We start from the raw sequence: 21,705 nt of genomic DNA, 5'->3' as shown, positions 1-21,705 counted from the left end.
CAAGAATATTCGTGTTTTGGGGCTTATAGTTCGTTGAAACTATTTAGAAAACTTTCTCTTAAAAAAATGATCACTGTCCTCATACTAATCGGATATGTATCATTTAACATAATTTGAAGTTATGCGACTTCAGAATGACCTATGATTTTGGAAGGGAATTTAGAACGTTTTCCAACCACTCTTTTAGTTTCCCTTTTTTTTCAAATGTATAAATGTCGTATTCTTCGGGATATTTTTCTTTAAATGCTAGAATAAAATCATCTATTGTAAATGATTCACCTGTAATCGAATTTCGAGTTTTCAAAATCTTTTTATTGATGTCTTTAACAAGATGCCCTTTTTTCTTTCTAGGTAACTTTACATCCTCACCAAATGCTTGTAATGCTAAGAAAGCATCATGTTGTACAGCATAAACTTTATCATTAATCATTAAACGCCAAAGAATATCAATGCTTTGACGGCATTTGAATTTCTTAAGTTGTGCCACAGAAGATTGACGATTTTTATAGCTGAGTTTATCCGCAGCAAGTTTTTTTAGGTCTTCAATGTTTGTAGGTGTAATTTCTTCAAAAGTACATTTTGCCATTTTTAACTGCTTCCATATTTGTGAAATATAAGTGATGATTAAAGTAATAAATATGGTTCAATTTCAATAATTCAATAGAAGTTAAAGAAAAGTCCACGCTATCTAATGGTGGACTCTCATTCCAACTTTTTACAATACTTTGAGCAGAAACCGAGCAGCTTCCGAAACCATACGTTCATCACTTAGACCTGCTTTGCGTAAAATTCTCCAACGAGGCAGAACTTCTGCCTTTATTTTCATCTCAATGAAAATTTTGGTTAAACGTCTAATCTGGTATGTCCCGATATCTTCACTATATTTCTCTAAAAATAATTTGGTTAAAGACAACATATCTAGATTTTTCTCAATGGTTGATACATGGGAGGTCTGTTTCATCCACCATTTTGCTGAACGTCTAGGACTATTTAAATCCCAGAGTAAATCATTGTTAAGCTTAATGAGCTGTTTCACGAAGAATAAATCACGGCTATGCCAATCCACTTTAGTGCCTTGAGGGATATATTTTTGGTGAAAACCCTGATTGGTCTCTAATAACCAATGCTTATCATTACGATATAACCAAGCATATAAAGCGGCATTTAAAAGTCGGGCAGGCTTTACGCCATTTTGTTTGATTAAGTTCAGCCATTTTTCTCTGTTTTTTATGGTGAGATCAGTAAGATGGCTGTTAGGAACATTTACATGATTATCTTGATTTATCTTACGGAAAGAGTGGACTTGGTTGAGAATTTCGGCAAAAGACCATTCTCTATTAATTAAAGCCTCAATCGTAATGATATGTTCCAGATAACTAAAACTTTTGCGATGTTTTCTAAAAATGTGGTGTAGCCAAGAGGTCTCGGAAGTTAAATCGGCTAAAAAATACTGCTCTAAAAATTTCTTTGACCAACGGACAGTTATTCTTTCTAAAATACGTTCATGCAAAATTTGGTTTTTCCCCCGAATACAAGCATTCTGCCGAGCCAATTCATAATAAAACATGGTCCATTGTTCATAACTGGGTGACTCAGAGGGAGGCAAGGTCAATAACTCTAACAATTTGGACGTAATAAAAATATCGTCAGGATTAGCAATGGTTTGTTCTGTTTTAGGACATGATTGATGAGATGGAACTAAAAAATCATGCCGATGTAATGATCTTAAATCCAGTTCTGAGTCAATGAGTTGACCATGTTGGATACAGCAAGCACCCTGTATTTGCCATAAGCGGAACCAATAATATTCACCATATTTGTCTAATTGTTCTGCTAAACATTGTGGGCAATAACGTAATTTATGAATAGGTGGGATACGTGAGGCATTAATGCCTAAAGCCAGATGAATCGAACCTTGAGAAACAACAGCCATCCACTTTAAGCATTGTTGTCGTCTTTTTTCGGGCACAAAAGGTGCATAGATTGGAAACAGCGTATGCTGATAGGCGATATCCTGAACGGTAAACTGATGATTCGAAAACTGATGAATAATAGCGTTTAGGTGACAAGGCAAATCTACCGTTGCAATCACCTTGCGGTTTTTAAAGACTTCATCCAGTAATTGTTTAGGACTATCTAAAGCCAAACGAGTCCCTGCCCGAGCCACAGTACTGTAAATCAGCTCGTGTTGGTAAGGCATGGGAAAGTTTAACATAGCTAACTGACCTGTTTGAGCCAGTGATCAATATCAAAAACGATATTGGTTTGAGCTTTTAAATGTTCATAAAAGCTATGTTCACTTTCTTTTTGTGAGAATTGGAAACGTAAGTCTACCGTATCCAAGGTTTGCCATTGATCAGCCTTGGTGCTTTTACCTTGTGATAATTTTGGTTTTGATGATGATGAGCTCGATTCTTGCGGTATATCCTGATTTAACCAACGCATAATAATAGGGAGTAGCTCAGTTAATTTTCGATCTGGATGTTCTTTAAATGCTCTTTTCACAAGGGGGATTAAAAGCTGGGAATCATAACCAAGCTCAAGCAATAAATTATGCAAGCGTATGGATTCAGCATGCCCTCGATATTCCGCCAGTTGGTCATTTTGATCTAGGCTACTTTCTTCAATTCGGGAGATCAATTTTAATAATTGCCGATCTACTTCAGGTGTAATCAAGTCGGAATATTCTGCAATTCGTCTTGCATCACCAGAGCGTAAAACATCTATAATTTTATGAATCGGTTTAAAATCTTCCTGAAATGTGGTTTTAAGCAGTTTAACCGTAATGCGTTCCAAACCTGATTCAATTGCTCGTATCTGTGCCAGAACGAACAGTTTGACCACAATGTCCAGAATACCCTGACTCAGATCAAACCAGCATTGGCGTAATTCTTCAGACAATACAGGGTCCGATTTTCTCAACCATTGATATTTCCAGAGTGAATCAGTAAATGTCATCCATTCGGATTTTCTGACTTTTCCATCTGGTGTAGTGATTGCAGGCTCATTTTTCATTGGTTCCCAATGAATTGAACCCAAACCTACCGCTCTACGTGATGAGCGGAGATCTCGCTCAAAGATTTGAATTGCTTTAGGTGTCCCAACCATGACGATGGGGAGACTATAAATATTGACTAAGGTAACAAAGAAATTGAGCATCTCATCCGAATTTTTGGATCGATTTGCCAATAAATGTTGAATTTCATCAATGACTAATAAGCCAATGGCATGCAGATGGGCAATATGTCCCATAAGCTGTAATAGCTTTTGTTCATTATGGCGTTTTTGCGTATATTGCTTTTCGTAATTTGTTCCCAATGCACGATCTACTGCACTAAAGAAATTTAAATATAAAGACTTAAGTGAACCATTATAAGGACAGTCGATTTTTAAATAGACAAGTTGGGTAAAGTTATGCTCAGGGTGGTAAATCTTTTGTTTATAGTTTTTTAAGATTCGGTTTAGTGTTGTGGTTTTTCCACTGCCAGAAAAACCAATAAAGGTAAGGCTCTGGGCGGTAGAACGTATATCATTAGAGGGTGTTGGTTCAAAATTGTTGGATAAAGCAATTTGATGACTACGGTTTAGAATTCGATTAAAGTCACCAGTCACAATATTCCTCCCCACATAGCCTTTCCTCAGCATGATGGAGATTTTCTGCTCTAATTCTAAGTGTCTGCGGATAGGATGAAAAAAGTTATTAAATAACTGTGAAATAATATGGGCACGAGTATTATTCGGTAACTGTCGATCAGATTGTTTAAATTCGATTGAACCTTTTATCGCTTGAATCGTATCCTGTGCCTCAAAAATGGGTGGCAAAGCCTCGATAAAAGGATTTCCCTGATAATCTGAAACTGGGCTAGGTGTATATACTGCATAATCATTTTGATTGGTCATAAACATATCCTAGAGTAGAGCTACATGTATTAATCATCATCTGAGTGATCAATATCTTCCAGCAAATCCTGATAAATACCAAAAGTAAGTTGGTAATCCTCATCATGTTCCAGCTTCTGTTTGGGCTTAGGCATCTGAATAATGTTATTTGTTGATTCAGATACTGTTTCAGTTGGTTGTTCAGGAAGTGGATTTTTCAGATAATCTGTTTTCCTCGCCAAACGTTCATGATTCTTTTCCCGTTGACGGTTTTCCCTAATGCCAGTAACACGTTGTTTTTTGCTTGATGCTGTCTTTGGATTTTGAGCATTGGCCTGAGCAATAATGGATTCTATATGTTCTTCAAGAGCAGCTTTAGATTTATTGGTTTCCAGTTCTTGAATTGCTTGGGTTTGCTTCTGTTCCTGTTGAACCTGCCAAACTTCCCAGAAACTACAACCAACAAATTCTCTTGATCTTGGTGCAAGTGTGGCTTCCCAATAATGAAGACTATCATCTTGATAAAAAACATAAATTATTTCAGCATTACTCGGGTCATAAGCAACTTGTAAAGTATCTGGTCTTGAGATTGATTTTTTACGGTGCATCCAGCCTTGTTGATTAATCTCAGCACAATAATAGAATACACCAAAAACTTTGAGCCCAAGATCAGATAAGGTTGCTTTGGTTTTAGGAAGCAGTGCAACACGTAATGCCTTTTCGGAAACCTGTTTTAATCTGCCCACTCGGTTTTGTATACCCCAGTTCCAGAGATGAATCGGAACTAAGGGTAAATCCGTTGGCATATCAAGATCACGATCATACTTTTTTAATTGGTGTGTCAGGTTGTAGGTGAGGATTGAACCAATAATAATTTGCTTAAAATCATGAATTGTTAAAGTAGCATCTAGACGATAATCTGAGCCACCTCGTTTTTTTTCTTTAAAGGGCTGTACCACACCCTGAGCAAAAGGTTTAAATTTTGCTTGAGCAGTTCTGAAATAACGTTCTACAATAGGCTTTAAATCCCCACGATATGGCGCAGTATTTTCAATCCGAATTGAGAAACTATGTTCGAGTGCCTCAATCTGATGACCTAATAATTCTCCACGATCCGCTAAAATCGCATCAGGCAATCCAATACAAGGCCACTCTTCACTGGTAATTTCATAACCATATTGTTTGCATAACTCCACTTTATCGGTCATAGCGACTTGTAGAGCCTGCATTGCGGTTACATATGAAGCATTCTCAAAACCAATATAAAAACCGACCACCATTCTGCTAAATACGTCAACAACGAAGTAAATCGTTGGTCTTCCCACAATACAGGCACGATCAGAATCTGAAACAAGATAGATATCAGCAATCGTTGCATCAATCTCATAACGTGATCCTGGCCCTAAGACTTGGGTATTCACTGTCGAGTGAAGTGCCCGAATGTCCTTGTTATAGAGAATTGGATTGCTACGGGCAGTAAGTTGAGCAACTTTAGGAAATTCACGTTCATAAAAATGTTTAAATTGCCATATTGATGGAATCTCAGTATCTGGAACTTCAGGAAATAATGAATGATACATCGTATAGAACTTACGGTAGGCATAACCTAAAGAATGTTTATCCTTGGTTAACATATATTTATTGATATTAATTCTAAATAGTCGCTCTATGTTTACATCAATAAGTGCCCCTGTACCTGGCATAAGTTTTCTGGGTCGTCCCAGCTTTTTATCTTTGGCAACTCGTTTACTGCCTTTAGCACCAGAATTTTGATAACTCGGAATAAGTGCATTAGGTATTTGACCTCGTTGCCAATATCGACGGGCAAGCCTGTAAATCGTCTGGTGAGTAGATTTCTGCTGCTCCAATATACGTTTAACAAGGTCAAAGCGAATAGATGGGTCAAAAAATTGATCATGTGTAATGAGCGGTTTGATTAACGCCATTCCAGCATCACGTTTTTGCTGCTGGATACTACCCTCAACAACTTTTAGCAATGCGATATCTGCAAAGGGGTCTTCAATCCATTCAGCTTCGTTTGCTTCTATAGATTTAGTTAACTCATTTTTTTCGATAAGAAAGGGGTTAGCACTCTGACTATCAATATCAATCCATACGATGTGATAAAGTGTCATTTTAAGGATACGAAAAGATGTATCTTGCAGCTTATAAACATCATTGATTCGAAACATGGCGAATTTCCTCCCACACTTCAACATCACCTAATGTAATTTCAGATAATTTGAGCTTTTTATAGTCCTTGGTGATATCAAAAATAAAATAACGTTGAGCAAGAAGCTCTCGAATTTCTGATAGCGATGAACCCAGTTCTAAATCATATGCCTGATCTAATTTTTTACTTAATTCAATTAATGTGAGATGAGGATATTGAGCAAATTTCTGCATATAGTCATCGAGATTTTCATAAACAGGAAGAGAAGATTCCCTCATAGCAGGATAGAGCCATTTGATATTGTGAAGTACAGTCGCAGGAATATCTTTTTCTGTAAGAATGTACCAAGGTATCTTTGTACTTTCCCAATATCTTCGTTCTAGCTCAAGTTTTTCAATGGTTCTGATATCTTCCAAATCTGTTACATACTTGGTTTGGAGAACAAAATTGGGTTGCGTGGAATCTTTATGATCTACATAAAAATCTGAACTCATAATTTGTAGGGCATCACGAACTCTAGGATGAGTAATTTGAGCTTGTTCTGCAATTTGAGTTGTGGCTTGAAGTGGTAAAGGAAACTGTTCCCGAATATCAGTAACTGATGGATTCCAGTCTAAAAGTAGAAAGGTTGCAAGTTCTAAATCAGACAATAAGTGATGTGTACGTTTAGTTGTGTGCCCATATACCCGATGTGAGCGACCTTTTGAACCAAAATCACGAACAGTCACCCAAGGCTTATAACTCTTTAAGTAGCCCTGACCACGACCTTCTTTAATCCAATTGTCTTGTTGTTTTTCAGTCGCCATAGCAAATCGCCTGCTACTCTCATTAATTTAAGAATAGCAGGCGATTGTTATTTGAGCAATATGAGATGATACTTTATTACCTAAGATGAAACTATATTACTTAGGATGATACTTTATTAATCTCATACACGAACCTTCCTTCTACTTTATCATTTTATTCTACAGTCACACTCTTCGCTAAATTACGTGGCTGATCCACATCAGTTCCGCGTAATACCGCAACATGGTAAGAAAGTAGCTGCACAGGGATACTGTAAACAATTGGCGCCAGCCATTCATTGACAGATGGAATGTGAACCACATGCTGACGGTCTTTACCGTGAATACCACTGTCTTGGTCAGCAAATACAAACAGCTCACCGCCACGAGCCTGAACTTCTTCCATGTTCGACTTGAGTTTATCCAACATCTCATCCTGAGGAGCTAGGATCACCACAGGCATTTCATTATCGACTAGAGCCAATGGGCCATGTTTCAGTTCGCCTGCTGCATAACCTTCGGCATGAATATATGAAATTTCTTTCAATTTCAATGCACCTTCCAGCGCGATTGGGAAATGTGTGCCACGTCCCAGGAAAAGGCAATGGTTTTTCTCAACAAAGAGGGTCGAGAGACGCAAAATCTCAGTATTATGCTGCAAAGTATCCAGAATCACTTTTGGACAATGCCATAATGCTTCCACAATCTCATTCAACTGATCTGTCGCAAGCTGCTGTTTGACTTGACCAATTTTGAGAATGAGCAACATTAATGCGGCAAGCTGTGTGGTAAATGCTTTTGTTGAAGCAACCCCGATTTCAGGACCAGCCAGTGTCAATAAATGATGATTGGTTTCGCGCACCATCGATGAGGTGGCAACGTTACAGATTGTCATGGTGGTGATGTCAAGGTTTTGTACCTTGGCGCGTTTTTGTGTTTCACGTAACGCTGCCAGTGTATCTGCTGTTTCACCAGACTGGGAAATACAGATATACAGTGTATTGGCCACAATCACTGGCGTGCGGTAACGGAATTCACTGGCGATCTCGACCTGGCAAGGTACACCGATCAACTGTTCAAACCAGTACTTGGCAATCATGCCCGCATGATAACTGGTGCCACAGGCAATGATTTGTACCTGCTGGATTTTGTCAAAATCCGCATTGGCATGATTAAGGAAATCGTCACGTAACGTATTACCATTCAATGCCTGGGAAATCGTTTGTTGAATTGCTTCTGGCTGCTCATAGATTTCCTTGAGCATATAATGCTTATATTCACCTTTAGACGCATTGCTAATCGTGGCATCCAGTTCTTTGACAGGACGTTCGACCAGTTCACCATTGACAAACACTTCAATACTGGTACGGGTTAAACGGGCAATGTCGCCTTCTTCCAGATAAACAAAACGATTGGTTACAGGCAATAAAGCCAATTGATCAGAACTAATAAAGTTTTCACCAATCCCGACTCCGATCACCAGAGGGGAACCCTCCCGTACAGTGATCAACTCATCGGTATGACCCGTATGAATAACCCCCAGTGCATAGGCACCTTTAAGGCGAGGAACAATATTCTGTACGGCTTCAAGTAAACTATCGGTTTGCTTAAGTGCATCATGCACTAAATGTGCAACCACTTCGGTATCGGTCTGGGACGTAAAGATATAGCCCAAAGCCTGTAATTCTTCTTTGAGTTCCTGATAATTTTCAATAATACCATTGTGTACAACAGCCACATCACCTGAAACATGTGGATGAGCATTATCTTCAGTCGGTTTACCATGGGTTGCCCAACGGGTATGTGCAATACCTACATGACCAGTCAAATGCTGCTCAGATACTGCTTCAGCTAAATTTGCAACTTTACCTACACGACGTTCGCGTAAGATTTGTTGATTATTCAATAACGCTAAACCCGCAGAGTCATAACCGCGATATTCAAGACGTTTTAATCCTTCAATCAGAATATCAGTTACACATCGTTCAGCAACGCCACCAACAATACCACACATAATTTTATCCTCTTATTTTTTCAGCTTTTGGGGACGTTGATAATTTGCTTTTTCAAACTGTTTAGATCGTTCGACAGCTAAACTATGCTCAGCCACATTTCGAGTTAAGGTTGAGCCTGCACCTGTGGTTGCACCTTGAGCAATTTTAATTGGTGCAACCAATGAGTTATTGGTCCCGATAAACACATTATCTTCAATAATAGTGCGATGTTTGTTTGCACCATCATAATTACAGGTAATCGTGCCTGCCCCAATATTACAATTCGCACCAATATCTGCATCACCTAGATAAGTGAAGTGATTGGCTTTTGAACCCTGTCCCATATTGGTATTTTTAACTTCGACGAAGTTGCCAATATGCACATCATTGGCCAGATTTGTGCCAGGACGTAAACGGGCAAAAGGCCCAATCTGGGTATTTTCACCCACAACCGCATTTTCAAAAATGCTATAGGCCTGAACTTTGGTACCTGCGGCAATACGGGTATTTTTTAAAATACAGCCTGCGCCAAGTTGAACGTTGTCACCAAGCTCACAATCCCCTTCAATAATGACATTGACATCAATTTGTACATCTTGACCACATTTCACAGTTCCACGCAGGTCAAAACGATTTGGATCAATTAAATGTACGCCTTGTTGCATCAATTCTTTTGCTTGTTGTTGCTGAAATTGACGTTCCAAAGTTGCAAGTTGTAGGCGGTCATTCACACCATCAACTTCAAACGCAAAATCTGGTTCAACTGAGGCAACTTCCAGACCATCCGCAATCGCCATCGCCACAATATCAGTCAGGTAATATTCGCCCTGTGCATTATTATTGGAAAGTTTTGGTAACCATTGATGTAGCTTGGCATTGCTGACACAGTAAATACCAGTATTAATTTCCTGAATTTGACGTTGCTCGTCATTGGCATCTTTATGCTCGACAATGGCTTGAATTTTGCCCGCTTCACGAACGATGCGACCATAACCTGTTGCATCTTCTACGGTAAGCGTAACTAAGCCAATGCCTGTCTGAGTAGAGGCATTTAATAGTTTTTGTAGGGTATTTGCATGAATACAAGGTACATCACCCGATAAAATCAGCGAAAGACCGTCTTGAGGTAAAACAGGTAATGTCATTTGCACTGCATGACCTGTGCCCAATTGTTCGGCTTGTTCAACCCACTCAACCTGTTCATTGGCAAAACTTTGCTTAACCAGCTCACCGCCATGTCCATAAATGGTAATAATCTTTTCAGCATGCAATTTTTTTGCGGTTTGAATCACATGTCCTAAAAGTGGTCGACCTGCAAGGGGTTGTAGTACTTTTGGTATTTGTGAACGCATTCGCGTTCCTTTCCCTGCGGCAAGAATAATAACAGTTGTTGACATAACTAACCCTAATATCAATGGTTTAAGTCAAAAAATAAAAATGAATCATAAAAATACAAAGCGCAGCCCAAAGACCTGCAATGATGTCATCCAGCATAATCCCTAGACCACCAGTAACTTTTTGGTCTGCCCAACTAATCGGAAATGGTTTCCAGACATCAAATATACGGAATAATACAAATCCAGCAATGACCCACAACCCATTCATTTGCTGTAAATAAAGCAAAGGCAGGAAAGTAATGGACTGTCCTGCGAACTCATCCCAGACAATACGTCCGTCATCATGCACATTGAGGACTTTGGCGGTTTGTCCGCAGATATAAATGCCGACAATCGACATGATCAGGATGGCAATTAAGCTGCCATAGAAACCCAATTGTAGCCACAATGGTACAAACAGCAGGGCAAAGGCTGAACCAAATGTTCCAGGTGCCTTGGGTGCTAAACCAGAACCGAAACCGACACCGCAAAAAACGATGCAGCGGTTGAACCAGCTCATTTTTTTAAAGTGAATCGGTGGCTTATGCAAAGTGTTGATATCCCTGAACAGCTAATGGGTGATTTTCGCCCATATACACAAATGACAATCCAGTTTGTTGGGTGATTTTACCAATTATTGTAAGCGGAACATCTAATTGTTGTCGAAGTAGTTTTTCAAAATTTTGCGGTGATATTGTAAAGCACAGCTCATAATCGTCACCACCCGCAAGGGCGTAGTGCCATGCCTGCTGTTTTTCCAGCTTTTTGAGTGATTCATCAATCGGAAGCTGATCAAGTTGTAGTTTTGCACCGACATTGGACGCTTTCAGAATATGTCCCAAGTCCTGCGCCAATCCGTCCGAAACATCAATCATACTGGAGGCCAGACCTTTGAGCTGTTGTCCTAAAACACAACGTGGCGTTGGATAATCAAGTCGTTGCTGTAGGGCATGGCCAAGATGCTGTAGCCCAAATGCGGCATCGCCAATCTGACCACTGACACAAATGTAGTCACCCACTTGTGCACCTGATCGGGTAATGGCCTGACCCTGTTCAATCCAGCCCAGTGCCGTGACCGTGATGGTCAGTTGGGAACTCTGTGTGGTATCACCACCAATCAGGCTGACACCAAATTGATCGCAGCAATCGAACAAGCCCTGACCAAAGCCAGCCAGCCAGCCATGATCAACTGTTGGTAGGCTTAATGCCAGTAAAATACTATGCGGTTTTGCACCCATGGCGGCGAGGTCAGATAAATTGACCGCCACACTTTTCCAGCCGATGGCATGGGCTGTGGTATCTAATGGAAAATGACGACCAGCAACCAGTGTATCGGTACAGATCACCAGTTGCTGTGAGGGAGCAGGAGTCACAATGGCTGAGTCATCACCAATTCCTAAACTGACATCGGATTTTGATGCACGTTTAAAGTATTGATCAATAATTGAAAACTCAGCCATGACACAAGCCTGTTATTTAGCTTGCTGTTTTTCAGCTTTACGAAGCTTTGAAGAAAGACGGTCCAGTACACCATTGATGTATTTATGGCTGTCCGCACCACCAAAGTGTTTTGCCAGCTCAATCGCTTCATCCAGCACCACACGGTATGGAACTTCGAGGTGATCCCGTAATTCATAGGCACCGAGTCGTAAAGTGGCAAGTTCCACACCATCAAGTGCAGATAGTTCACGATCAAGTACAGGGATGAGTAACTCATCTAAAGCTTCATGTTGGGCAACCACTTGAGTGAGCAATTCATGGTAATAGTTAAGATCAACCTTGTGCATGGCATTTTCAACACGGGTGCGTGCTTCAATTTCATGGACAGGGTTCTGACTCATTTGCCATTCATAAATCCCTTGTACAGCAAAACGACGTGCTTTGCGTTTCGCTGCATAAGCGGCCTGAAGTGTTTGCGACATGCTTTAAATTGCCTTTAATAAGTTAACCATTTCGATTGCAGTCAATGCAGCTTCGCTACCCTTGTTTCCTGCTTTCGTACCAGAACGTTCAATTGCCTGCTCAATGCTGTCTGTTGTCAACACACCATTGATTACAGGCATAGTGCTTTCAAGTGCAACTACACCTAGACCTTTGGCACATTCACCCGCAACAAAGTCAAAGTGTGGTGTGCTACCACGAATCACTGCACCTAAAGCAATGATGGCATCAAACTTGTTTGAGGCAGCCAGCTTTTTCGCAACGATTGGCAATTCCCACGCACCTGGTGCATGAATCACGGTAATCGCATCTTCTGCAACGCCATGACGTTTTAAGGTGTCAATCGCACCTTCCAGTAAATGTTCAACCACGAAGCTGTTGAAACGACCAACCAAGATCGCATAACGACCTTCGCTTGCGAGATGTAGTAAACCTTCAATTCGGCGAATTGCCATAACAACCTCGATTATTTTGCTGTGACTTGATCGGCAGTGATGTATTCCACTACCTCTAAATTAAATCCTGATAGTGCATTGAAACGAAGTGGTGAACTCAACAGTTTCATTTTCTCAACACCCAGATCACGTAAAATCTGTGCACCGACACCAATGGTCTGATATTGCTGGGAGAGGGCGGCATTGGATTTCAAAGGCATTGGCTGATTCAGGTGATGAATTGCATGACCCAGATCTTCCAGATGGTCCTGTCCAATCCATACCAGCACTCCACGGTCGCTCTCTGATATGGTTCTCAGTGCGAGGTCCAGACTCCATGCAGTGGAGCCATCTGCTTTATTGAGTTTTAGCAAGTCACCTACAGGGTTGAAACCATGCACACGAACTGTAGTGACCCCTTGTTTTGGTTCACCTTTCACCAACGCCAGATGAATATCTGGATTACCGATTTCACGGTATTTATACAGTTCAAACGCACCATATGCAGTCTGAATGGTTTCTTGCGACAAACGCTCAACCGTTTGTTCATTGGTCATACGGTAATGAATCAGATCCGCAATCGTACCGATTTTTAAGCCATGTTTCTCTGCAAATACTTCTAAATCAGGGCGACGCGCCATAGTGCCGTCATCATTAATGATTTCACAGATCACGGACGCTGGCTCAAGACCCGCCAGACGGGTTAAGTCGCAACCTGCTTCAGTATGGCCTGCACGGTGCAGTACGCCACCTGGCTGTGCCATTAATGGGAAAATATGGCCTGGCTGAACGATATCGCTTGGCTTGGCATGTGCCGCAACCGCGGTACGGATGGTATGCGCGCGCTCAGCAGCGGAAATGCCTGTGCTGATGCCTTCAGCTGCTTCGATTGAGAGGGTGAAGTTGGTCGCGTGCTGTGCGCCGTTCTGGTCAACCATCAACGGAAGATTCAGTTGTTTACAACGTTCGCGGCTGAGTGTGAGGCAGACCAAACCGCGTGCATGGGTAATCATGAAGTTAATATCTTCAGGGCGCACATGTGTTGCAGCGATGACTAAGTCACCTTCATTTTCACGATCTTCATCATCCATCAGGATGACCATTTTGCCTGCACGAATATCTGCGACAAGCTCTTCAACACGACTCAGCGGCATTCGCTTTCACCTTTTTATTGCCTTTCAAGGCACTCATATTCGATAAACCACGCATAGTTTACCGCATTTTAACAAATTTCGCCTGTGCTTCTTGATCAATTAAAAAGCCTAATGCCTTAGAAAAGCGATCAGGGTAATCAGGAAACAGATGATAATGGATTATGACGCTGGAATATCAGAAGATTCACTTGAAACTTTTGCTTTCTTGCCCATCAGGATTTCAGTGCGAAGATTCTGTGCCAAAGTCGCACACTGCTCATTCATGCCATTAATCATAAAGGCATGGCGGGTCATGATATTGCTTGGATTTGGCATGGCAACCAGTTCATAACTGTTTTGAATGGCTTTAAGCTGGTCGTGGCTTAGATGCAAAGCGGCCTCTTTTGCATGCAAATGCTGGGTAAGGCGTTTCGATGCCTCAATTGCGTCCAGTTGCATCGCATCCACCGCACTTGCCACCGCGCCACGGGTCTGTAGTGCAAAGCGTTTATCTTCACGGTATCGCTTGTACAGCACCTCTGCCAGCAACTGGAACACTGCACCCACCATCATCAGGCATTCAAGCGCATGTGGCTTTTCCAGTGTGGTTGATAATGTGGCACCCTCGGCATTAAATTGCTGTACCACATGAATATGTGAGGCATCCATTTGATAATGTCTACTACACAGATCAATACTTTTATCTAAAAATAACTGGCAAAGCTTGAAGTAGGGAACAGAGACTGACTGGTTTACACTGCTTAACAACTGCTTTGGATCATAAAACTGGATATTCAGCGCCAGCGTTGCGTGGTCAAGCTGGGTTTGTTCGGCTGGCTTCTTCTCAGTGCGTGGTTTTGGCTGGGCTTTCGCCTGCTGCTGGGCTTGTGCGACCAGCGTCACGGTATTCTGTTTTTCCAGTACCAATGCCTGAGTTAAACGCTGAATCTCATGTTTAAGATGATTTTCCTGATTGATACGGGCTAAATATTCACTGCGTGTTGGACGGGCAATGGCACGGTAAGCCAGCCAAATCAGGAAGTGGATAAACAATGATGCTAAAATCGCCAGCCATTGTGTGCGTAAGATTTCACCAATACTTGGCTGGATCAAGGTGATTTCGACCGTTCCTACTTTCTTTTCATTTTGTAGGGCATCACGCACAAAGACTTCACCCTGACGGGTTTTGGCCATACCACTGGTTGCAAGCACCTGTTTATTGGCATCGAGGATACGAATGGATGCGACACTTGGGTTGGTTGCATAACGGTTGGCCACCAGTGCCAATGAGACCGTGTTGGCGGGTTCCAGTTCTGAAAGGCTATCTGCCACAAGCTGACTGGTCATCAGTTGTCCCTGACTGGCGCGGTTTTCATTGAGTTGATGTGTCGTTGCAATCACCAGTAAAAAGGTATGCAGTGCAAAACTTACGATCAGCAGGCTAGCAAATAGCCCTTGGCGTGGCGCATTCAAGTTAAACTTCCAAGATAAATAAGAGTCAAATAGATTCAGGTCAGGTTATGTTATGATTCTTACATACAATAGTTGTCGCTCAACCACGAGTCAATTCATGCGAGAAATCATTCTTATATCCTTTTTAGGACCAGATCAACCGAATCAGTTTACTCGATTAATGCAGGTGCTCTCCGTACATTCTTTGCAAATACTCGATGTGGGTCAGGCTGTTATCCATAATCAACTCACCCTTGGGATTGTTGTGGCATCGGATAATGAGACTGCAACCGCATTGGCAATGAAAGAGATCCTGATTTTAGCACATGATATTGGCTTAACTGTGCGATTTAAACCAATCTCTAACGCAGAATATGAACAATGGGTGAGTGAGGGTGGACGGACCCGCTATATCGTGACTGCGCTTGCCCCAGAACTCACGGCGGCACATTTGCAGGCAGTGACCAAAATTGTGTCGAGTCAGGGCTTTAATATTGAAACGGTGACACGTTTGTCGGGTCGGTTGGATTTGCAAACCGATAGCCCATTTCCACGCCGTGCCTGTGTCCAGTTTGGTTTAAGTGGACAAATGTTGGATGCACAAGCGATGCGAGCTGCATGTTTGAGTTTGTCAGGTGAGCTGAATATTGATGTTGCGGTACAGGAAGACAATGCCTATCGCCGTAACCGTCGTCTGGTTTGCTTCGATATGGATTCAACCCTGATTGAGCAGGAAGTGATTGATGAGTTGGCGCTGGAGGCGGGTGTTGGTGCTCAGGTAGCTGAAATTACTGAGCGAGCCATGCAGGGGGAGCTGGATTTTCAGCAAAGTTTCCGCGCCCGTGTTGCCTTGTTAAAAGGTCTGGATGCTTCGGTTCTACCAAAAATTGCAGAACGTTTAACTGTGACCGAAGGCGCAGAGCGTCTGATTTCAACCCTGAAAGCATTAGGCTACAAAACCGCTATTTTGTCGGGTGGATTTCAGTATTTTGCCGAATATTTACAAGCGAAACTTGGGATTGATGAAGTGCATGCCAATATTCTGGATGTACGGGATGGTTTAGTCACTGGTGAGGTTAAAGGTGCGATTGTCGATGGCGCACGAAAAGCTGAATTACTGCGTCAACTTGCCGATAAAATGGGTATATCACTAGAGCAAGCGATGGCGGTAGGCGATGGGGCAAATGATTTGCCAATGCTGTCTATTGCAGGCTTAGGTGTGGCGTATCGCGCAAAACCATTGGTTCGTCAAAATGCCAATCAGGCAATTTCAAGTGTTGGTTTAGATGGTGTTTTGTACTTATTGGGTATGCATGATAAAGATTTAAATCGTGCTTAAAAGCTTAAAACACTTCCTGTGCATCATGTCGTTTTGTCACGATATGGTGCATTTTTATGGTGTCATGATTTGTTCATAATCATGTCTAAATGTATAGAAATACAACGATAAAAAAATTCAAGAAAAAGTTTTTCTACACAAAAAATATCGGCTATTTATTTGTAATGACACGCGGTAATTGATGCCATATAGCAATATTGATGTTTGATGATTTTAAAATGTGTAATGACAAAAACATATTGCGACAGCTTGTGTCGTAGCATTGGTTTTTACCTCTTTTCTTCTTAAAAAAAACTTCCATAATGCATAAAGACCTAAATGCAATGAGTTAGTAAGCGTTAGAAATTACACAACAATAGCGGTCTGAACAGAACAGACTAATTTTTTTAAGACGGAGGTTTATATGGAAGCAGCGAATTTCACCATGTGGGTTGGATTTGGCTTGATCGCTGTCGCAGTTATTGCTGTTTTCTTTTCTCCTTATCGTCGTTGGCTAGGTTTTATGTTGGCAGGTATGATGTGCTGGGGACTGCTGGAAGTGGTGCGCTTTGGGGTGCAAACCCTGTTTGAAATGTCCGTCGCATATAGTTATCTCACCGCATTGAGCTTCGCGATGATTACGGTCACATTTGTTTTATTACGTGAAGATAAACAGGCGCAAAAACAATTGGCAACACGTCAATATATTGAACACACCCCTGTGTACAAGGATGACCAGCAACAATGCTCTAGCCGATAATTTATAATAAGATAAATCACATTAAAGGCATGCTCGGCATGCCTTTTTTGCACTAACTTTCTGAAACAAAGCTTTTACCGCCTTTGCAACAATTGTGCTAGGATACAGTTGTCTTAATTTTCATCATAATACTGTGGGCATAAATGTCATGAAGCTTTCTTCTTTACCTGTGATTCAGTTACCTATTGTTGATGTAAGCACTGATCCGTTAGATTTGTTGGTGACAGGTTTGGCGTTACGTATGAAGCAATTGGCACGTACTAGCCCAAAGTTTATTGAATTGGTTCATGATCGTGAATTCCGTATCCAGATTGGTACGGATGCAGGACTGGCACGTCAGATTATTGTCAACCGTGGCAAGATTGATACGGTTGCAGGCAGTCCAGAAAAGGCTGACTTTATTTTACAGTTTGCTTCAAGTGAGCAGGGCGTGAAAACCTTGGTGAAAGGTGATCCAACGGCTTTCATGACAGGCATGCAGGATGGCAGCATTAAAATGGAAGGTGACTTTAGCCTGCTGGTTTGGTTTAACCAGGCGGCAAAATTGATTCCACCGAAAGTACCAAAAGCTGTAAAAGAAAAAATTCGTCAGGCGCGTGCCTTTATTAAAGAAAAAACAGGCAAATAAGCCTAAATAAAAAAACTCCCAATTCGGGAGTTTTTTATGGCTTAAACTTATTCAATTTCCAGATTAAAGGTTACTGGGCCATCATTGACCAAATGCACTTTCATGTCAGCGGCAAAAATACCTGTTTGGACATTTGCAAATTGTTGGCGTGCATATTCAACCAGTTGTTCATACAGCGCTTTGGCTTCGGCTGGCGGCATGGCAGACCCAAAGTCAGGGCGTAAGCCTTTTTGTGTTTGCGCCATCAAAGTAAATTGTGAAACTAATAAAAGTCCGCCCTGAGCTTGGCTTAGATTCCACCCCATCTTGCCATTCTCATCATCAAAGATTCTATATTTTAAAATCTTGTCAAGCAGCTTCTGGCCTTTTTCCAGGGTATCTTCTTTACCGACTCCCAAAAATACCAGTAAGCCTTGTTGAATCTCACCTGTGGTTTGGCCCTCAACCACGACTTTCGCTTCTAAAACTCGTTGAATTAATGCGCGCATAACATTGAAAGATAGATGAAAAAGACAGGGAATTTTAGCAGACAAATGGTCCTGAAAATTGACTGTGCAGCAAAAGTCTACTATTCAATCCCAGCCATTTGGTTGTATAACAACTTATATTATGCAAAAGAATTGGTTAAAACCATCGCCTATGTCTGCCGTTATTCAATCTTTACTGGACACCGACCTGTATAAATTCACCATGCTGCAAGTGGTGCTGCACCAGTTTCCACAAACGCACAGTGTTTATTTATTCCGTTGCCGAAATCTGGAGGATACCGCCTATCCCTTGACGGAAATTTTGGGTGATCTCAACCATCAGCTCGATTTGCTGTGCGAACTTCGCTTTCAAGAGGATGAATTGCAGTACCTCCGTTCACTGCGCTTCATCAAGAGCGACTTTGTTGACTATCTGGAGTTGTTCCAGCTCAAGCGACGTTTTATTCAGGCCAGTATTGATGCGGCAGGGCGGCTGGATATTCGGATTGAGGGGCCGATGGTGCAGGCCATGATGTTTGAGATTTTTGTATTGGCGATCGTCAATGAGTTGTATTTCCGCCGTATCCGTAACGATGAGGTATTGGCGGAAGGTGAGCGTCGCTTACAACAGAAATTACTTCAGTTAGAACAATATGCAAAAGAACAAAAAGAGAGTGATCCGCCATTTTTAGTTTCGGATTTTGGCACACGCCGTCGTTATAGTTTTGATTGGCAAAAGCATGTGGTGCAGGCGTTTCATGATGCTGCACCGCAAGTGTTCCGTGGCACCAGTAATGTACTGCTGGCGAAAGAGCTGGGTATCAGCCCGATTGGAACCATGGCCCATGAGTTTTTACAGGCATTTCAGGCACTGGACGTGCGGTTGCGTAATTTCCAGAAAGCTGCCTTGGAGGCATGGGTTCAGGAGTATCGGGGTGACCTGGGGATTGCCCTGACCGATGTGGTGGGGATGGATGCTTTCCTGCGTGATTTTGATCTTTATTTTGCCAAGCTGTTTGATGGTTTGCGCCATGATAGTGGTGATCCCTATGAATGGGGTGACAAGGCTTATGCACATTATCGTCAATTAAAGATTGATACTAAGACCAAAATGCTAACCTTTAGTGATGGTCTTAATCTGGAAAAAGCATGGTTATTGCATCAATATTTTAAGGACCGTTTTCAGGTTAGTTTTGGAATTGGCACCAACCTCACCAATGACATGGGGCAGACACCGCTGAATATCGTGTTAAAACTATTGGAATGTAATGGGCAGTCAGTGGCAAAAATTTCCGATAGTTCAGGTAAAACCATGACCGATAATGAAACATTCCTTGCTTATTTAAGACAAGTGTTTGAAATTGAGGAAGCGATGTAGTTTATATCTCCTTTTTTGCTAAACCAATGCAAAAAATCAGACAAAGATAAAAAGTAGGCTATGTTAAAATCATTCCAGTGCTGTGGCGACAAGACCCCCTAACCATGACAGATGTAGACTTTAAACTTGATTTACTGATTGAACCTGAGCAGCTTGTGCCCTACTTGGGGCACGAGTTGATTCGTATTGTTGATTTAAGCCGAGCATCGGTTTATGAGCAACTACATATCCCGCATGCGATTCATTTGCAGCCAAAGTATCTGGTGGCGCAACAGGAACAGGCCAATGGTCTATTGCCCGATGTACAGGGATTAAAAACCCTGATTGAAAAGCTGAATATCTCACCGCAGCATCATGTCGTGGTTTATGATGATGAGGGCGGTGCTTGGGCGGGGCGGCTGATCTGGAATTTACACTGCCTTGGTTTTACCCGTACCAGTTTGATCAATGGCGGAATTCATGGCTGGTTGGGCGCTGGTTTACCCACCACCACAGAGGTTGAAAAAGTCACGCCTGTCGCTGATCTGCTAAAGGTTGATCTGGATAGTGTGCAACAGCATCGGATTGAATACAACGAGCTACTGGAGCAGGTTCAGCAAGAAAATATTCAGCTTTGGGACTGCCGTACCAATGAGGAATATACGGGACTTCGTTTGGCTGCGCGTCGTGGGGGTCACATCCCAAATGCACTGCATTTTGAATGGAGTACTGCCCTTAATCGTGAAAATCATCTAAAATTGCACCCGCTTGAACGCACTCAACAACGTTTGGAGCAATTAGGCTTTAATTTACAACAACCTGTGGTGGTGTACTGTCAGTCGCATCACCGTTCGGGTTTGGCGTATATATTGGCAAGATTGCTCAATTGGCAAGTCAGGGCCTACGATGGTGCGTGGAGTGAATGGGGCAATCGCCTCGATAGTCCTATTATTTCAGGGGAGTCACCATCTTGAGTTTTGCAGCGGATTTAAAAAAACAACTGTTTATCAAAGTACAGAATCTTGTGCCACAACATCAACTGAGCCGTGTCATTGGCAAGGTTGCCGCAAGTGAAAATGTTTTGGTGAAAACTGCTGTTATTCAGGCGTTCAAAGCAAAATATGGCATTGATATGAGTATTGCTGAACAAACGAATCCAAATCAATATAAATCATTTAATGAATTTTTCACTCGTGCATTGAAAAATGGTGTGCGTGCGATTGATGAACAAGCGGATAGTATCGTGTGCCCTGCCGATGGTACGATTTCTCAGCTCGGTAAAATCGAATCTGGCGATATTTTTCAGGCCAAAGGTCAAAGTTTTTCAGTTGAGAAATTAATCGGTGATCCACAACTTGCCAAGCCATTTATCAATGGTCAGTTTGCAACAGTTTATTTATCACCGAAAGACTATCACCGCGTACATATGCCATTTGCTGGAACATTAACGGAAACCTTGTATATTCCAGGCGAGTTATTTTCAGTCAACCAAACCACTGCTGAAAATGTATCAGGTTTGTTTGCCCGTAATGAACGTATGGTGTGCCTGTTTGACACTGAGCTGGGCCGTATGGCAGTAGTTTTGGTCGGTGCGATGATTGTGGCTGGGATTGAAACCGTTGCGACAGGTAAGGTGAAGCCATCAGGTAAAGTTGAGTTACAGCATCATCAACTGCAACTGGATAAAGGTGCGGAGCTTGGACGTTTCTACTTGGGTTCAACAGCCGTTGTTTTATTTGAACAAGATAAAATGGTGTGGGAAGAGCAGTTTAAAGCCAATTCAACTGTGGTGATGGGTGAGCGGTTGGGGCATTCGGTTTAAATTTGCAGATAAAAAAGCCCCTGAAAATTTTTAAGGGGCTTTTTTAAATAATTGTTGTATGGCTATTTTAAAAGTAGTGGTATTTCAATAATGCCTAACTGTTGTTTTGTTGCATAAGATAAATCCGAAATATTCTCATAAACCCAATCAATAAAATCAGAACCAACCATAACTCTAATGTTGTTT

The 21,705-nt window shown here is 41.7% G+C and carries 20 protein-coding genes; 6 read left to right on the top strand and 14 right to left on the bottom strand.

The annotated features are described in order from the left end of the window. Positions 1-139 precede the first annotated feature (139 nt). The 13 genes from B4H32_RS07575 to B4H32_RS07515 form a co-directional block, all read right to left on the bottom strand. A complete protein-coding gene (locus tag B4H32_RS07575; RefSeq protein ID WP_004777553.1) occupies positions 140-586 on the bottom strand; it encodes a hypothetical protein in 447 nt (148 codons plus the stop codon). Between the two features lie 129 nt (positions 587-715). Continuing rightward, positions 716-2,215 (bottom strand): TnsD family Tn7-like transposition protein, encoded by a 1,500-nt coding sequence (locus B4H32_RS07570; RefSeq protein ID WP_004777551.1) that lies wholly within the window; start codon positions 2,213-2,215, stop codon positions 716-718. A 2-nt stretch (positions 2,216-2,217) separates the two neighbouring features. Next, the gene (locus tag B4H32_RS07565) at positions 2,218-3,900 is read right to left on the bottom strand and encodes an AAA family ATPase (protein ID WP_004777549.1); all 1,683 of its coding nucleotides are present in this window, start codon (positions 3,898-3,900) and stop codon (positions 2,218-2,220) included. Positions 3,901-3,929: 29 nt separating this feature from the next. Further along, positions 3,930-6,071 (bottom strand): Mu transposase C-terminal domain-containing protein, encoded by a 2,142-nt coding sequence (locus tag B4H32_RS07560; protein ID WP_004777546.1) that lies wholly within the window; start codon positions 6,069-6,071, stop codon positions 3,930-3,932. After that, on the bottom strand, positions 6,055-6,858 hold the full coding sequence (locus tag B4H32_RS07555; protein ID WP_004777545.1) for a heteromeric transposase endonuclease subunit TnsA: 804 nt from the start codon (positions 6,856-6,858) through the stop codon (positions 6,055-6,057). Before B4H32_RS07555 ends, B4H32_RS07560 begins: the two co-directional genes overlap by 17 nt. Positions 6,859-7,012: 154 nt before the next feature. Then, positions 7,013-8,851 carry a glutamine--fructose-6-phosphate transaminase (isomerizing) gene (gene glmS / locus B4H32_RS07550; RefSeq protein ID WP_004769990.1) on the bottom strand — a complete coding sequence of 613 codons (1,839 nt, stop codon included), beginning with the start codon at positions 8,849-8,851 and terminating at the stop codon, positions 7,013-7,015. Positions 8,852-8,863: 12 nt separating this feature from the next. After that, complete coding sequence (gene glmU, locus B4H32_RS07545) at positions 8,864-10,228, bottom strand: bifunctional UDP-N-acetylglucosamine diphosphorylase/glucosamine-1-phosphate N-acetyltransferase GlmU (protein WP_286801183.1); 1,365 nt, start codon at positions 10,226-10,228, stop codon at positions 8,864-8,866. Between the two features lie 22 nt (positions 10,229-10,250). Continuing rightward, the gene (locus B4H32_RS07540) at positions 10,251-10,727 is read right to left on the bottom strand and encodes a phosphatidylglycerophosphatase A family protein (protein WP_051060426.1); all 477 of its coding nucleotides are present in this window, start codon (positions 10,725-10,727) and stop codon (positions 10,251-10,253) included. A 22-nt stretch (positions 10,728-10,749) separates the two neighbouring features. After that, positions 10,750-11,667, bottom strand: coding sequence for a thiamine-phosphate kinase (thiL, locus tag B4H32_RS07535; RefSeq protein ID WP_286801180.1), 918 nt, complete (start codon positions 11,665-11,667; stop codon positions 10,750-10,752). A 12-nt stretch (positions 11,668-11,679) separates the two neighbouring features. Then, positions 11,680-12,129, bottom strand: a complete 450-nt coding sequence (nusB, locus tag B4H32_RS07530; protein WP_286801171.1) for a transcription antitermination factor NusB — start codon at positions 12,127-12,129, stop codon at positions 11,680-11,682. Positions 12,130-12,132: 3 nt separating this feature from the next. Then, complete coding sequence (gene ribE, locus B4H32_RS07525) at positions 12,133-12,603, bottom strand: 6,7-dimethyl-8-ribityllumazine synthase (protein WP_004637206.1); 471 nt, start codon at positions 12,601-12,603, stop codon at positions 12,133-12,135. An 11-nt stretch (positions 12,604-12,614) separates the two neighbouring features. Continuing rightward, positions 12,615-13,736, bottom strand: coding sequence for a bifunctional 3,4-dihydroxy-2-butanone-4-phosphate synthase/GTP cyclohydrolase II (gene ribBA / locus B4H32_RS07520; RefSeq protein WP_286801168.1), 1,122 nt, complete (start codon positions 13,734-13,736; stop codon positions 12,615-12,617). 159 nt (positions 13,737-13,895) lie between these two features. Then, the gene (locus B4H32_RS07515; protein WP_004683611.1) at positions 13,896-15,188 is read right to left on the bottom strand and encodes a hypothetical protein; all 1,293 of its coding nucleotides are present in this window, start codon (positions 15,186-15,188) and stop codon (positions 13,896-13,898) included. Positions 15,189-15,285: 97 nt separating this feature from the next. Here B4H32_RS07515 and serB point away from each other — a divergent pair, with 97 nt between their 5' ends. From serB to B4H32_RS07500, 3 genes are all read left to right on the top strand, one after another. Next, positions 15,286-16,506: a phosphoserine phosphatase SerB gene (gene serB / locus B4H32_RS07510; RefSeq protein ID WP_004679119.1), complete on the top strand. Its 1,221-nt coding sequence runs from the start codon at positions 15,286-15,288 to the stop codon at positions 16,504-16,506. A gap of 403 nt (positions 16,507-16,909) precedes the next feature. Next, positions 16,910-17,245 carry a ciprofloxacin tolerance protein AciT gene (gene aciT / locus B4H32_RS07505; RefSeq protein WP_004683610.1) on the top strand — a complete coding sequence of 112 codons (336 nt, stop codon included), beginning with the start codon at positions 16,910-16,912 and terminating at the stop codon, positions 17,243-17,245. A gap of 148 nt (positions 17,246-17,393) precedes the next feature. Beyond that, entirely contained in the window at positions 17,394-17,873 is a 480-nt protein-coding gene (locus tag B4H32_RS07500; protein WP_004679115.1) for a hypothetical protein, read from the top strand. Positions 17,874-17,920: 47 nt separating this feature from the next. Here the strand turns inward: B4H32_RS07500 and dtd are convergent, their stop codons facing one another. After that, a complete protein-coding gene (dtd, locus tag B4H32_RS07495; protein WP_286801160.1) occupies positions 17,921-18,361 on the bottom strand; it encodes a D-aminoacyl-tRNA deacylase in 441 nt (146 codons plus the stop codon). Between the two features lie 151 nt (positions 18,362-18,512). Here dtd and pncB point away from each other — a divergent pair, with 151 nt between their 5' ends. From pncB to asd, 3 genes are all read left to right on the top strand, one after another. Beyond that, positions 18,513-19,718 (top strand): nicotinate phosphoribosyltransferase, encoded by a 1,206-nt coding sequence (gene pncB / locus B4H32_RS07490; protein WP_286801202.1) that lies wholly within the window; start codon positions 18,513-18,515, stop codon positions 19,716-19,718. Between the two features lie 104 nt (positions 19,719-19,822). Beyond that, positions 19,823-20,671 (top strand): sulfurtransferase, encoded by an 849-nt coding sequence (locus B4H32_RS07485; RefSeq protein WP_286801159.1) that lies wholly within the window; start codon positions 19,823-19,825, stop codon positions 20,669-20,671. Further along, positions 20,668-21,519 (top strand): archaetidylserine decarboxylase, encoded by an 852-nt coding sequence (gene asd / locus B4H32_RS07480; RefSeq protein ID WP_286801157.1) that lies wholly within the window; start codon positions 20,668-20,670, stop codon positions 21,517-21,519. Before B4H32_RS07485 ends, asd begins: the two co-directional genes overlap by 4 nt. The last annotated feature ends 186 nt before the right edge of the window (positions 21,520-21,705 follow it).

The organism is Acinetobacter sp. UBA2063 (genome assembly GCF_002333245.1).
Classification (GTDB): Bacteria; Pseudomonadota; Gammaproteobacteria; order Pseudomonadales; family Moraxellaceae; genus Acinetobacter; species Acinetobacter parvus.
This window is presented reverse-complemented; position numbering and strand designations above follow the sequence as displayed.

What these genes read in the sequence shown, in the direction of transcription:
- B4H32_RS07485 (WP_286801159.1), top strand. Translation starts at nt 19,823, where the DNA reads ATGACAGATGTAGACTTTAAACTTGATTTACTGATTGAACCTGAGCAG.
- glmS (WP_004769990.1), bottom strand. Translation starts at nt 8,851, where the DNA reads ATGTGTGGTATTGTTGGTGGCGTTGCTGAACGATGTGTAACTGATATT.
- B4H32_RS07575 (WP_004777553.1), bottom strand. Translation starts at nt 586, where the DNA reads ATGGCAAAATGTACTTTTGAAGAAATTACACCTACAAACATTGAAGAC.
- aciT (WP_004683610.1), top strand. Translation starts at nt 16,910, where the DNA reads ATGGAAGCAGCGAATTTCACCATGTGGGTTGGATTTGGCTTGATCGCT.
- thiL (WP_286801180.1), bottom strand. Translation starts at nt 11,667, where the DNA reads ATGGCTGAGTTTTCAATTATTGATCAATACTTTAAACGTGCATCAAAA.
- dtd (WP_286801160.1), bottom strand. Translation starts at nt 18,361, where the DNA reads ATGCGCGCATTAATTCAACGAGTTTTAGAAGCGAAAGTCGTGGTTGAG.
- ribBA (WP_286801168.1), bottom strand. Translation starts at nt 13,736, where the DNA reads ATGCCGCTGAGTCGTGTTGAAGAGCTTGTCGCAGATATTCGTGCAGGC.
- B4H32_RS07565 (WP_004777549.1), bottom strand. Translation starts at nt 3,900, where the DNA reads ATGACCAATCAAAATGATTATGCAGTATATACACCTAGCCCAGTTTCA.
- B4H32_RS07560 (WP_004777546.1), bottom strand. Translation starts at nt 6,071, where the DNA reads ATGTTTCGAATCAATGATGTTTATAAGCTGCAAGATACATCTTTTCGT.
- glmU (WP_286801183.1), bottom strand. Translation starts at nt 10,228, where the DNA reads ATGTCAACAACTGTTATTATTCTTGCCGCAGGGAAAGGAACGCGAATG.
- nusB (WP_286801171.1), bottom strand. Translation starts at nt 12,129, where the DNA reads ATGTCGCAAACACTTCAGGCCGCTTATGCAGCGAAACGCAAAGCACGT.
- B4H32_RS07555 (WP_004777545.1), bottom strand. Translation starts at nt 6,858, where the DNA reads ATGGCGACTGAAAAACAACAAGACAATTGGATTAAAGAAGGTCGTGGT.
- B4H32_RS07570 (WP_004777551.1), bottom strand. Translation starts at nt 2,215, where the DNA reads ATGTTAAACTTTCCCATGCCTTACCAACACGAGCTGATTTACAGTACT.
- B4H32_RS07500 (WP_004679115.1), top strand. Translation starts at nt 17,394, where the DNA reads ATGAAGCTTTCTTCTTTACCTGTGATTCAGTTACCTATTGTTGATGTA.
- serB (WP_004679119.1), top strand. Translation starts at nt 15,286, where the DNA reads ATGCGAGAAATCATTCTTATATCCTTTTTAGGACCAGATCAACCGAAT.
- pncB (WP_286801202.1), top strand. Translation starts at nt 18,513, where the DNA reads ATGTCTGCCGTTATTCAATCTTTACTGGACACCGACCTGTATAAATTC.
- B4H32_RS07540 (WP_051060426.1), bottom strand. Translation starts at nt 10,727, where the DNA reads ATGAGCTGGTTCAACCGCTGCATCGTTTTTTGCGGTGTCGGTTTCGGT.
- ribE (WP_004637206.1), bottom strand. Translation starts at nt 12,603, where the DNA reads ATGGCAATTCGCCGAATTGAAGGTTTACTACATCTCGCAAGCGAAGGT.